The sequence below is a fragment of the Methylophaga sp. UBA3603 genome (genome assembly GCF_002375335.1).
Classification (GTDB): Bacteria; Pseudomonadota; Gammaproteobacteria; order Nitrosococcales; family Methylophagaceae; genus Methylophaga.
In genome coordinates, this window is record NZ_DFMC01000009.1 from 87092 (window position 1) to 99320 (window position 12229).

The 12229-nt window shown below is 44.7% G+C and carries 10 protein-coding genes; 3 read left to right on the forward strand and 7 right to left on the reverse strand.

All coding sequences use genetic code 11. From position 1 onward, the window contains the following. Positions 1-8 precede the first annotated feature (8 nt). Genes B4F66_RS07640 through B4F66_RS07655 form a run of 4 tightly spaced genes read right to left on the reverse strand, consistent with a single transcriptional unit; the run spans position 9 to position 5276 of the window. Positions 9-278 (reverse strand): GIY-YIG nuclease family protein, encoded by a 270-nt coding sequence (locus B4F66_RS07640; RefSeq protein ID WP_292357883.1) that lies wholly within the window; start codon positions 276-278, stop codon positions 9-11. Continuing rightward, complete coding sequence (gene msrB / locus B4F66_RS07645; protein ID WP_292357884.1) at positions 265-669, reverse strand: peptide-methionine (R)-S-oxide reductase MsrB; 405 nt, start codon at positions 667-669, stop codon at positions 265-267. Before msrB ends, B4F66_RS07640 begins: the two co-directional genes overlap by 14 nt. 58 nt (positions 670-727) lie before the next feature. Beyond that, a complete protein-coding gene (locus tag B4F66_RS07650) occupies positions 728-4258 on the reverse strand; it encodes a transporter substrate-binding domain-containing protein (RefSeq protein ID WP_292357885.1) in 3531 nt (1176 codons plus the stop codon). Then, positions 4227-5276 (reverse strand): response regulator, encoded by a 1050-nt coding sequence (locus B4F66_RS07655; protein ID WP_292357887.1) that lies wholly within the window; start codon positions 5274-5276, stop codon positions 4227-4229. The genes B4F66_RS07650 and B4F66_RS07655 overlap by 32 nt, the downstream gene beginning before the upstream one ends. A gap of 233 nt (positions 5277-5509) precedes the next feature. Between B4F66_RS07655 and ung the strand changes: the two genes are divergently transcribed. The 3 genes from ung to uup all read left to right on the forward strand — a co-directional run bounded on the left by ung (position 5510) and on the right by uup (position 10061). Beyond that, positions 5510-6193, forward strand: a complete 684-nt coding sequence (gene ung, locus B4F66_RS07660; protein WP_292357889.1) for a uracil-DNA glycosylase — start codon at positions 5510-5512, stop codon at positions 6191-6193. A gap of 76 nt (positions 6194-6269) precedes the next feature. Further along, positions 6270-8165 (forward strand): ATP-binding cassette domain-containing protein, encoded by a 1896-nt coding sequence (locus tag B4F66_RS07665; RefSeq protein ID WP_292357890.1) that lies wholly within the window; start codon positions 6270-6272, stop codon positions 8163-8165. Between the two features lie 3 nt (positions 8166-8168). Further along, positions 8169-10061: an ATP-binding cassette ATPase Uup gene (gene uup, locus B4F66_RS07670; RefSeq protein ID WP_292357892.1), complete on the forward strand. Its 1893-nt coding sequence runs from the start codon at positions 8169-8171 to the stop codon at positions 10059-10061. A 181-nt stretch (positions 10062-10242) separates the two neighbouring features. Here the strand turns inward: uup and B4F66_RS07675 are convergent, their stop codons facing one another. From B4F66_RS07675 to B4F66_RS07685, 3 genes are all read right to left on the reverse strand, one after another. Next, the gene (locus B4F66_RS07675) at positions 10243-11007 is read right to left on the reverse strand and encodes an Aq_1264-related membrane protein (protein ID WP_292357894.1); all 765 of its coding nucleotides are present in this window, start codon (positions 11005-11007) and stop codon (positions 10243-10245) included. A 69-nt stretch (positions 11008-11076) separates the two neighbouring features. Further along, positions 11077-11826, reverse strand: a complete 750-nt coding sequence (locus B4F66_RS07680; RefSeq protein ID WP_292357896.1) for a DUF4197 domain-containing protein — start codon at positions 11824-11826, stop codon at positions 11077-11079. A 145-nt stretch (positions 11827-11971) separates the two neighbouring features. Then, positions 11972-12181 (reverse strand): cold-shock protein, encoded by a 210-nt coding sequence (locus B4F66_RS07685; protein WP_014706264.1) that lies wholly within the window; start codon positions 12179-12181, stop codon positions 11972-11974. Positions 12182-12229: the final 48 nt, after the last annotated feature.

A 12229-nucleotide genomic window follows, 5' to 3' on the forward strand; every position in this document is an offset into this window, starting at 1 on the left:
ACCCGCCATTATACATGGTCTGATGGGTTACCGATAAGGTTCAGTTTTTGTTGCCTGCTGAGTTTCTTGATTGCAGCTTCCCGACGGCTGGCACTGCTGCGATCAGGATGCTGTTCCTGATACACCACTTTGTGAGCATCACTGGTATGAAAAAAACGCGCCCCACCGTTATGGTTTTGATGCTGTTTTAAACGACGTTCTAAATCAGTGGTTATACCGGTGTAAAGATAACCATTAGCAGCTTGAATGATATACAGCGTCCATTCAGTCTTTGTCATTAAATTCAAGCGCCACCGAATTAATACAATAGCGCAGGCCAGTAGGGGCGGGGCCGTCATCAAATACATGACCCAAATGGGCTTCACATTGCTGACAGCGAACTTCGGTACGATCCATATTGTGGCTGTAATCCGGATGATGAGTCACCACTCCATGCTCAAGCTGTGAGGAAAAACTTGGCCAACCGCAACCGGCATCAAATTTGTCATCAGAAGCAAATAAGGCCTGGCCACAGCAAACACAGTGATAACACCCATTCTCATCGTGATCGACATATTCCCCGGAAAAAGCTGGTTCTGTGCCCGCCTGCCGGGTGATGCGATATTGTTCTTCGTTAAGTTGTTGGCGCCACTGTGCATCCGTTTTTAAATCAGAGTTCATTTTGCTCATCTCATTGCAACGTGTCGGGCATTGTATAAAAAACTGCAAAGCAAAGCACACTTGTGTGCTAATGACTTCGGATCGCCTGTTGGATCGCGCTGCGCATTGAAGGAAATTGTTTTAACAAAATCTGCATGCCCTCAATATCAAACGCATCAATCCGTTCCAGCAACTGGCTGGCATATCGATCCAGTGTGTCAATTTGATGATTGCCAGCCAGTCTGGCGATTTCGTGGGCAAAGTTTTTAATGTCGGTCATGCTGTTACTTTGGGTGGCTAAACGCCATATTTCATCGATATCGGTTTGAAAATGATTAAAAATCGATAACAGCTGTTCTTTGTCCAGCATTGACCAATCCTGCTGTGGTGCTTTTATAACGTCAACGTCAACCGTCTGGTATCGTAAAAATACGCTCAGCGCATGAAACAGTTCGTTGCGTAAAACAGGTTTTCGCAGATAGGCATCAAAATGGTCCAATCTATCCTGTTCATAGGCGTCTTTCATTACTGAAGCTGTCAGTGCAACCACAGGTAAATCCGGTTTAATCATTTTGATTTGTTTTGCGGCTTCATAACCGTCCATCACTGGCATACGAATATCCATCAACACGAGGTCTACCGGATTCTTTTTAACAAAATCCACAGCCAGCTGACCATTTTCAGCTTCACTGGTTTGAATAAGGCTGTTGATAAAATGCTGACGTATCAGTTCCCGGTTATGCGCGACATCATCAACGATTAGCATATGGGCCGGCTCAAAACGTATATGGCTGGCATCAAAAGCTAACGCCTGCTGACGAATTTTGTCACTGGCAATGGCGGCAATATCAATTCCTGGTAAATCAATACTGAATACTGACCCTTCACCACTTTTACTCTGCAGATGGATATGACCACCCATCATCTCAATCAAGCGGCGGGTGATTGACAAGCCAAGACCGGTCCCACCGTATTTGCGAACATCCTGGCCTGATTGCTGGGCAAAAATTTCAAATATATGTTCAACCTCAGCTTCGGGAATACCAATACCAGTGTCTTCAACCCGGATATGTAAATCCAGTTTACTGAGATGATCATCTACATTATCGGCATGAACGTGAATACGTATATGACCGGTATCAGTGAATTTGACAGCATTACTGATTAAATTAAATAACACCTGTCTGAGACGAGTGGCATCGAGTAACAGGCCATGGGGTAAATCGGGATCTATATCTAAATGTAACGCCAAATCCTTATTGCGGATTTGCAGAACAAACATATTGGCTATTTCATCAAACAGCTGATGAGGATCGGTAGCGGATTTATTGAGTTGCAGTTTTCCGGCTTCAATCTTCGATAAATCAAGAATATCGTTGATCAGCAGTAAAAGGGTATTACCTGCACTGCGGATGGTTTTAATAAATGATTTAAGCCTGGGCTCTGTAACCTGCTCGTCCAGCAGTTCGGTAAACCCCAGAATAGCGTTCATTGGGGTGCGGATTTCATGACTCATATTGGCGAGAAATTGTGATTTGGCCAAATTCGCTGCTTCAGCATGGGTCTTGGATTCTTTTAGTGAATCTTCAAGTGCAATACGATCATCCATATTCATGAAAAAACCCAGAAAAGCCGGCTTGCCTTGATATTGAATCGAAATTATTGAAAATAATCCCTGGATGATCTGTCCATTCCGAGTTTTGATTTTGAGCATCATTCCATTAATTTCGCCCTCCGAAGCAAGCTGTTCCAGGACTTGTTTACGTTGCGTAATATCTGCATAAAACTCCTGAACTTTGATGGTTTTCTGTAACTTAGCTGAAAATCCTAATTCTTCATAACAATGCTCATTGGCTAGCAGAATATGGCCATCCTCTGCGGAAGTAACCATCAGGCTCATTGGCATCACATTAATCAAATGCAATAGCTGCGCCTCACTATCCCGAAGTTTCTGCTCTGAAATAAGGCGTTTATCTACTTCAGCACGTAAGCGACGATTCCAGTAGAAGCTGGCAAGCAGGAAAATCAGCAAGATTGTTACAACCTGGATCAACAGCGTGTAATTGGTACGTTCAATGGTATTAACTGACATCCATTGCTGATCGATTGTGCGCCTCTCTTCGGCTGTAATTGATGCAAGGGCTTTATTGATAATTGTTAATAGCTCGGGATGCCCCTTGACGATGCCCATATGCAAAGCAGGAGAGTATTCCCTGATAATGCTGGTATTGAGATGTGTTAATCCGGATTGACTGGCGGTATAGGTGATGGTTGCGATAATATCAAAATAGGCATCTATTTCTTCGGCAGCTAACATCGACAGTCCCTCACGTACAGAAGGGACATAAACAATATCGATTTCCGGGTAATAGGCCAGCAAAATAGATTCAGCAAAATAACCTTTCACCACACCGACAGGTTTGTTACTGAAGTCAGCCAGGCTGGTGAGATGACCGAATTTGGTTGTAGCGATGGCCAGTGGGTAATCCAGATAGGGAATCGATAAATCGAGAAAGGTTTCACGAAACGTATTGCGTGAAAGGGCGGCAATGAGCTCTATCTCTTTGGTTTGGGCTGCATCAATAACAGACTGCCAGTCAGTGAAGGGTTCGAGCTGAAATTGCAGGCCGGTCTGTTTGCTGATGAGATTTAGATAGTCAGCACTGATGCCTTTGTGCTGACCATTTTTATCAATAAAATCAAATGGTGGCCAATACGGATCAACCCCAATCCTGACAACGGAGTGTTGGTCTATCCACTGTTGTTCTTTTTCGGTTAAATCCAGTCGGCTTTGCTCATAAGGTAAGACTTCAAATGCACTGCTATCACTGACAACTGCGTACCATTTGTCAATAATTTGCTGTTTTTCAGCCGCGGTAATTGCCGATAACGATTTATCAATAATGCTATGCAGTAATGGATAACGTTTATCAATTGCGACGGAGGTATCTGTTGTGAAGCTCGGTACTTTGGCGACCACTCGAAGATTGGAAAGGTAACGCTGTTTGATGACATTGGTAGCAACAGCAATATTCCCGATATAGGCGTCGGCTTGAGCAAACGAAACGGCTTCCAGTGATTCATCATTGGAATCAGTCAGCAGCAGATCCAAATTCGGGTAATTGATGTTCAGCCAGGTATGCAGGTAGGAATCTTCATTTACAGCAACAGTAAGGCCAATCAAATCATCCATTGACTGAATATCATCACGATGTTGCTGAACAATAATACCCAGTGAGAGGCTCACGTAGGGCTTGGAAAATAACAAAAATTCCTGACGTTGTTGAGTCGCCGCGGCGCAGCTCAGGCCCATGATTTCGCCTGCTCGCATTTTTTCCATGGTGTTGGCCCAGACATCAGCTACCACGGTGATTTTAAGACCGCTTTTTTCACTAATGAGCGCTAACACATCAGAGGCGATACCATCATGTTCGCCTTCTTCATTGAGAAAATCATAGGGTGCCCAACTGAAATCGGCACCCAGTGTGACTTCAGGATTAGCGGCAATCCAGGCCTGTTCTTGTTCAGTAAATGTCAGTGCCGATAATCGGCAGCTGATAAACAGCAGGAAAAAAAATAATAACCAGTTAGTTTTGATCGGAAATAGCCACAAATTCATCAATATGTTCCAGCAGTATGCTCACCAGATAGGGATCAAACTGGCTACTGCTGTGTTTCCTGATGTAGTCCAAGGTGTCTTCAAGGGACCAGGCTTCTTTGTAGACCCGTTTATGCATTAACGCATCAAACACGTCAATCAAACCAACGATACGACCGTAGATATGAATATCCTGTCCTTTGAGTCCTTGGGGATAACCGCTGCCATCCCATTTTTCATGGTGCTGGTGAGCGATGATAGCGGCAGCTTTGGTGTATTTGCGTTTGGAATTATGAAGAATTTTAAAGGCACGCGTGGTATGCGTTTTCATGATGGCAAATTCATCTTCAGTGAGTTTACCGGGTTTATGCAAAATCGAGTGGGGAATAGTGATTTTACAAATATCATGCATTGGCGCGGCATGAAACAGGATATCGGCATCTTCGTCTGTCAGACTTTCATGATATAACGCTAATAACCTGGAACACTCGGCTACCCGACGAATATGTTTGCCGGTTTCATCTGAAGTTGACTCCATTAACTCAGTCAGCACATAAATCATTTCCAGTTGATTCTGTTCCAGCTCGGTCATCAGCCGTTGCTGATTCTGTTCGTATTTGTGCTGTAGAGAAAGGTTATTTTGTTGCAGGAGTTTTTTAGCGCGATATAAAGAAAGATGAGTATTGACTCTGGCCAGCAGTTCTTCGGCATGAAACGGTTTACAGAGGTAGTCGACTGCGCCAGCATGAAATCCCTGGCTTATCGAATCTACGTCGACCTTGGCCGTAACAAAAATAATCGGGATATCCTGAAGGCGGGGTTCTGCCTTGATGCGTCGGCAAACTTCATAACCATCCATTTCAGGCATCATAATATCAAGCAGAATCAGGTCATATTCATGCGTTTTCATTAGCGCAAGGGCTTCCTGACCTCGGGTGGCAAATGACAGGTTGTAAGGCTCTTCCTTAAGAAAATTCATCGCTACCTGAATATTGTCAGGTACATCATCGACGATTAAAACATTGGCGCTATTATCCATCGCGATTCCTTGTGTGCAGATACTGTTGCGGCAATCCTTTGTTGACTGCAAATGGTAGCTGCTGAAAATAACAGTAACTATATTACTTGTCTATCCGTCTCAATAATCTGGGGTAAATCAAATTGTTGCAAATTAATAAGCTCTGACTGAAAACCTGATAGTTGAGTTGCAATGATGAGTAATAAAATCGAAGCAAGTATGATGTGATTTTAACTTTGGGGTGGGTAGCAAAAATGGTTCTGCAGAAAGCGCCTGAATGGCAGGCTTTACTTGAGAGGGAATTTGAACAGCCTTATATGCAGCAGCTAAAGGCTTTTTTACAGCAGCAGAAAAACCAGCAGAAAGTGATATATCCTCACTCATCCAACTGGTTTCATGCCCTGGAAACAACGCCGCTATCTAACGTAAAAGTTGTCATTCTCGGACAGGATCCCTATCACCAGCCAGGACAGGCGCATGGTTTATGCTTTTCAGTCAAACCCGGTGTGGCAATTCCACCTTCGTTAATGAATATCTATAAAGAACTGAATAATGACCTTGGTATTGCTCCTGCAAAACATGGTTACCTGGAAGCTTGGGCCAAGCAAGGTGTTTTATTACTGAATGCTGTATTGACGGTGGAACATGGACAAGCCAATGCGCATCAGGGAAAAGGTTGGGAACAATTTACTGATCGAGTGATCAGTGTGGTCAATCAACAGCGTGATAATGTGGTGTTTATGCTGTGGGGCAGTTATGCCCAGAAAAAAGGGGCTGCTATTGACAACCAGCGGCATCTGGTTTTAAAAGCACCGCATCCATCACCATTGTCAGCTCACCGCGGTTTTCTCGGTTGCAAGCATTTCAGCCAGGCTAATGACTATTTACAGCAACACGGACAAACACCTATTGATTGGCAGTTACCGTCATCAGTTTAGATTTTTTGTTTAGATTTAACCAACAGCAGAGATTTATCCAATACAGCCGATGGGCAGGCTTGATACAATTCGCGCCATGATAAATTTCAGCCAACTTTCTTTACGCCGCGGACCCCGACTACTGTTTGAAGCTGCCAATCTGGTGATTCATCCCGGACAACGTATCGGTTTGACCGGCGCCAATGGCACCGGTAAATCCAGTCTGTTTGCGATGATCCGCAATGAAATACATGCTGACAGCGGTGATCTGACGTTTCCTGAATCCTGGGTGATTGCTCATGTTGCACAAGAAACGCCCGCGGTTGATACAACTGCTCTTGACTATGTGTTGCAGGGCGATGCTGAACTGAGTCAACTTCTCACACAATTGGCACAAGCAGAACAGAACAATGATGGTCATTTGCAAACCCAGCTGCATGACAAAATAGGCTTGATTGATGGATACACCGGAAGAAGCCGGGCTGCAAAATTATTGCATGGATTAGGGTTTACTGCTGAGCAGCAGGAACACCCGGTCAGAACCTTTTCAGGTGGCTGGCGTATGCGACTTAACCTTGCCCAGGCATTGATGTGCCGTAGTGACTTATTGTTGCTGGATGAGCCCACCAATCATTTGGATCTCGAAGCTGTCTATTGGTTAGAAGAATGGCTACGCAGTTATGCGGGAACGCTGCTGGTAATTTCCCATGATCGTGAGTTTCTCGATCGAGTGGTTACCCATATCGCCCATATCGAACAACAACGCATCAAACTGTATACCGGTAATTATTCTGACTTTGAAATCGCTCGTGCCGAGCATCTGGCAAATCAGCAGTCGGCTTATCAGAAACAACAATCTGAAATCGCCCACATCCGTGATTTTGTTAATCGATTCAAGGCAAAAGCGACTAAAGCCAAGCAGGCTCAAAGTCGTATCAAAGCCTTGGAGCGCATGGAAAAGATCGCTCCGGCGCATGTTGATTCGCCGTTTCATTTCAGCTTTTTTCAGCCGCGACGTTTAACCACTCCAATTTTAGCGCTGGATAAAGCCAGTGTTGGTTACCAGCAAACACCGTTAATTGATAATATCAAGCTCCACCTTGCTCCCGGCGATCGTATTGGTTTGTTAGGCCCAAACGGTGCCGGTAAATCGACATTAATCAAACTGATTGCCGGTGAACTGGAACCGCTCAGTGGCAAACGTCGGGAAGGCAAAGATATTGTTATCGGCTATTTTGCCCAACACCAATTAGAACAATTACGTCCTGATGAGAGTGCGTTGAAGCATTTGCAGCGATTGGACCCCATGGCGACCGAACAGGATTGCCGTAATTTTCTGGGCGGTTTTGGCTTTAATGGTGATACTGCTCTGGAACCGGTTGCACCATTTTCTGGTGGCGAAAAAGCCAGGCTGGTTCTGGCCCTGCTGGTTTATCAGCGTCCGGCTTTATTGTTATTAGATGAACCTACCAATCATCTTGATCTGGAAATGCGGCTGGCGTTGACCATGGCTTTGCAGGAGTACGAAGGAGCATTAGTGGTGGTCTCGCATGATCGCTATTTCCTGCGCAATGTCACCGATGATCTCTGGCTGGTAGCTGATGGCAAAGCCGCTGCTTTTGAAGGTGACCTTGATGATTACCGGCAGCTGCGTTTAGGCCGTGAAACGGTTAATGCTTCTGCTGATAAAAGTCCTGCCGTCAACAATGGCAAAAAACTGGATCGACAGGCGGCAGCACAACAGCGTCAGAAATTACAGCCTTTGCGTAACCAGGTTAAAAAGGCAGAGCAAGTCCTCGATAAACAGAATGCTGAACTTGCCAAAATTGAATTACAACTCGCTGATACAACGCTGTATGAAGCGGCCAATAAAGAAAAGCTCAAAGACCTGTTACAACAGCAAGCTGCCACCAAGGCGGCATTGGAACAGGCTGAAATGGACTGGCTTGAAGCCAGTGAAATACTTGAAAACGCAGAAACTGCAGAGGTTTAATCCGTGGCATTATTGTCTTTAAAACAGCTGACCGTCAGTTATGGTGGCCCAAATTTACTTGATAAAGTCGACTTTCAGCTCGATAAAGGTGAACGGGTTTGTCTGGTTGGCCGTAACGGCGCTGGTAAATCCACCTTGATGAAAGTCATTGCGGGAGAGATCACCCCTGATGGTGGTGAGATGGTGGGCTTGCAAGAATTGAAAATTGCCCGGCTGGAGCAGGAAGTACCGGCTGGCACGGCTGGCAGTGTGTTTGATGTTGTCGCTGCCGGACTGGGCGAAGTTGGGCCTCTGCTAGTGGAATATCACCATATTGTTCAGCAACTCGAACACGATAGCAGTGAACAAATCCTCAACAAGCTGGAAAAAGCTCAACATAAACTCGAAGCAGTGGATGGCTGGAGTCTGGAACAGCAGGTTGAAACCGTCATTTCCCGTTTATCGCTGGATGCAGATGTTGAGTTTTCCAGTTTATCCGGCGGGATGAAAAGACGGGTTCTCCTGGCTCAGGCACTGGTACGCCAACCGGATATTTTATTACTGGATGAGCCAACCAACCATCTGGATATCAGTTCTATCACCTGGCTAGAAGGTTTTCTGAAAAGTTATGGTGGTACCTTATTGTTCATTACACATGACCGCAGCTTTTTACAGGCCTTGGCCACCCGTATTGTGCAGTTGGATCGTGGGCAACTGGTGAGTTTCCCGGGTGATTACAAAAGCTTTCTGGAGAAACGTGAAGCTTTACTGTCGGCCGAAGCAGAGCAAAATGCACAGTTTGATAAAAAACTGGCTCAGGAAGAAGTTTGGATTCGTCAGGGCATCAAAGCACGTCGCACACGTAATGAAGGACGGGTGAGAGCGTTGGAGAAGCTGCGCCGGGAACGTGGTCAACGCCGTGAGGTGTTAGGCAATGTGTCGATGAAGATCCAGGAAGGCGATCGGAGTGGCAAGCTGGTGGTCGAAGTTGAGAATATCAGTCAGGCCTTTGATGGCCGACAGTTATTCAAAGATTTCTCAACGGTCATTCAGCGCGGTGATCGCATTGGTATTATCGGACCCAATGGCTGTGGTAAAAGTACGTTGCTGTCGATTCTACTGGGTCGGGCTGAACCTCAATCGGGTACGGTGCGCTTAGGTACTAATCTGCAAGTGGCGTATTTTGATCAATTACGTAGCCAGTTGGATGAAGAGGCCAGTGTTGTAGATAACGTCGGGCAGGGTAGAGACTTTGTTGAAATTAATGGCAGTCCTAAACATGTGATTGGTTATCTGCAAGATTTCCTGTTCACCCCAGATCGTGCAAGAACACCGGTAAAAGCCTTGTCTGGCGGTGAGCGTAACCGTCTCTTACTGGCAAAATTATTTACTCAGCCAGCCAATTTATTGGTTTTGGATGAGCCAACCAATGATCTGGATGCGGAAACGCTGGAATTGCTGGAAGACTTGTTGCTGGGCTTTACCGGCACCATGCTGTTGGTCAGCCATGATCGAAGCTTTCTGAATAATGTGGTGACCAGTTGTATCGTATTCGATGAAGATAAACAGGTCCGTGAATATGTTGGTGGTTATGATGATTGGCTGGCACAACGCCAAAAGACTGTTAAACAGGAAAAGCCTGCAGCCAAACTTGAACCTGCTTCTGCTGCAAAATCGGTTAAGAAAAAGTCGACACTAACGTATCAGCAGCAACTGGATTTGAAAGCGTTGCCGCTAGAGATTGAACGACTGGAGCAACAAATTGCGGCGTTAACAGAAAAAATGGCAGCAGCTGATTTTTATCAGCAGGATGCTAATAAGATTAAACAAGTTCAAACACAGATGGCAGAGTTAGAAAAATCTCTGGAAGCAGCCTTTGATAAATGGGCAGAACTGGAAGCGTTGCAAAACGCCTAATCTGAAATTTACAGACGCAAGCCAATGGGGGAGATACATGGATGTATCTCACAAAAGGCGCTCCTCGTGCCTTGATTGACGCTTTTTCAGCTCACACCAGAGGCGGAGATGAAAGATAAACAAGCCCTAAAATAAAAAAGCCGCTGTCCTGGTAACAAGACAGCGGCTCTTTTTTGTTATTTTATTCGTCTAATAACGCATCACGATTATCTTCGCGGATGCGTGGCAAGATCCACATTTCATACATGGATACCACCCACATAAATGCAAATGATAATGCCATTGCGCCACCACCAATGATAACGAACCAGGCAAAATTAGGATGCAGTTTAGTCAACCACCAGGCGCTGATATCGATTAACAAAAAGATATATGGCATGGAAATGACGATAACTTTCAAAGGTTTAGGTACACCTGCTGCCAAACTGAATATCAAGCCAACAAACATAAAGATAAAGGCGATACCAAATAAGTGAATATGCGAAACACGGGCAAGTGATGCAATACTGGCACCGGTATCAACGACAGCACGTTCTTTTATCTGTTTGAAATCGGAATAGTCTGGAACGGCACCACCAGCTTCAGCGTTATGACAGATAATACATTTGGCATCAAAAATCTGTCTGATGCCGTCATTTTCATAGGCTTCTTCTGTTGCTCCAGCATGTACCCAACTAATGATTTTTTCACGTTCATCGTCGGTTGCCATCGGTTTCATCGAACCATGCAGTTTATTTTCGAGCAGTGAATTAGTTCTGTTTCCGTAATAGCTGTAAACGATATCATCAACTGAGAGACCATATTTACCGTCAGCCAGACCATGGGTAAGCTGAATTTGCACAATTGCCATCAGGTAACCTACTGCCACCACAACCAAATAACCGGTAAAAAGTGCTTTTAATGAGGTGCCTTGACTTGCGAGATTCAGGTTGTGATTTCTTGCCATGTTGTTTCCCTTATTTTTATTGTGTTTATTTTAGTACATAGCGCTTTTACTGAGTAGTAAAAAAACTATTTATTTGCCAAAAACCTGCTGCAAAATCTCCGAAGTACGTGCCGCAGGATTGTCACGGATTTTTTGCTCCTCCTCTGCTAACATAACAAACAATCCATTGAGCGCTTGGTCAGTTACATAATCCTGCAGATCCATATCCAACTCCTGACCTACTACAGGCACTGAACTGAGTTTATCGTTTAGCTGATTGTAATAGCGGGTTGCACCCACTTCATTCAATGATGTATCGATTACAGGCTCAAATAAGTCAGCGAGCTTGCCACGAGTACGATCTTCAAAAAACCGTGTGGCAGCATCATTCTCGCCATTCAAAATATTACGGGCATCGTCAATGGTCATACTTTTAATAGCATCGATCATGATTGAGGTTGCCTGTGGTGCGGCTTTTTCTGCCGCCCGATTGATACTTTGTTCAAAATCATCTGCCATTTTATTCAGGCCCAGCTGACGCATTAATCCAGCTGCTTGTTGTACGCGAGGAGGTAATGGAATGTGGATTTTCGGGTTGTTTAGATAACCTCCCTCTTTACTGACATTTTCGACAGCTTTTCTGGTGCCGACTTCTAACGCTTCTTTTAGGCCGTTGGCAATCGTGTCAGAACTTAAATCCGTGTCTTCCGATGTGCCCAGCGCGGTAGTACCAGATTTACTGAAGTCTTCGAGGAATTTTTTCCAGTCAGCATGGCTGGGTGATGTTGCCATTAAAAAAAATATAAAAAGTGCCGAAGTAACCATTACTGAAAATTTCATGCTGTAAATCCTTACCTGTTCAGCTTCGATAGTGCCTGTATGACTCTATAAGCGTCAAGTTATCCATTATTATCAATTGGAATAACGCACAAAAAAAAGCCGGTTAATTGCTTAACCGGCTTTTCATGTCTATCGGATCTGGTTATCAGCTAGGGACAACGTTTTCCGCTTGTGGACCTTTTTGACCCTGTGTCACTTCCATAGTGACAGCTTGGCCTTCTTTCAGAGTTCTAAAACCATCTGATTTAATCGCGCTGTGATGTACAAATACATCTGGACCATCGGCGCGTTCAATAAAACCGAATCCTTTTGCGTCATTGAACCATTTCACTGTGCCTGTAACTTGCTCTGCCATATCAACCTCAATATCTTAAATCTTCTGCTAACTTAACTCCTAAGTCAG

Coding starts and splice junctions, on each gene's coding strand:
- B4F66_RS07640 (WP_292357883.1), bottom strand. CDS start 278: ATGACAAAGACTGAATGGACGCTGTATATCATTCAAGCTGCTAATGGT.
- msrB (WP_292357884.1), bottom strand. CDS start 669: ATGAGCAAAATGAACTCTGATTTAAAAACGGATGCACAGTGGCGCCAA.
- B4F66_RS07650 (WP_292357885.1), bottom strand. CDS start 4,258: ATGAATTTGTGGCTATTTCCGATCAAAACTAACTGGTTATTATTTTTT.
- B4F66_RS07655 (WP_292357887.1), bottom strand. CDS start 5,276: ATGGATAATAGCGCCAATGTTTTAATCGTCGATGATGTACCTGACAAT.
- ung (WP_292357889.1), top strand. CDS start 5,510: ATGGTTCTGCAGAAAGCGCCTGAATGGCAGGCTTTACTTGAGAGGGAA.
- B4F66_RS07665 (WP_292357890.1), top strand. CDS start 6,270: ATGATAAATTTCAGCCAACTTTCTTTACGCCGCGGACCCCGACTACTG.
- B4F66_RS07675 (WP_292357894.1), bottom strand. CDS start 11,007: ATGGCAAGAAATCACAACCTGAATCTCGCAAGTCAAGGCACCTCATTA.
- B4F66_RS07680 (WP_292357896.1), bottom strand. CDS start 11,826: ATGAAATTTTCAGTAATGGTTACTTCGGCACTTTTTATATTTTTTTTA.
- B4F66_RS07685 (WP_014706264.1), bottom strand. CDS start 12,181: ATGGCAGAGCAAGTTACAGGCACAGTGAAATGGTTCAATGACGCAAAA.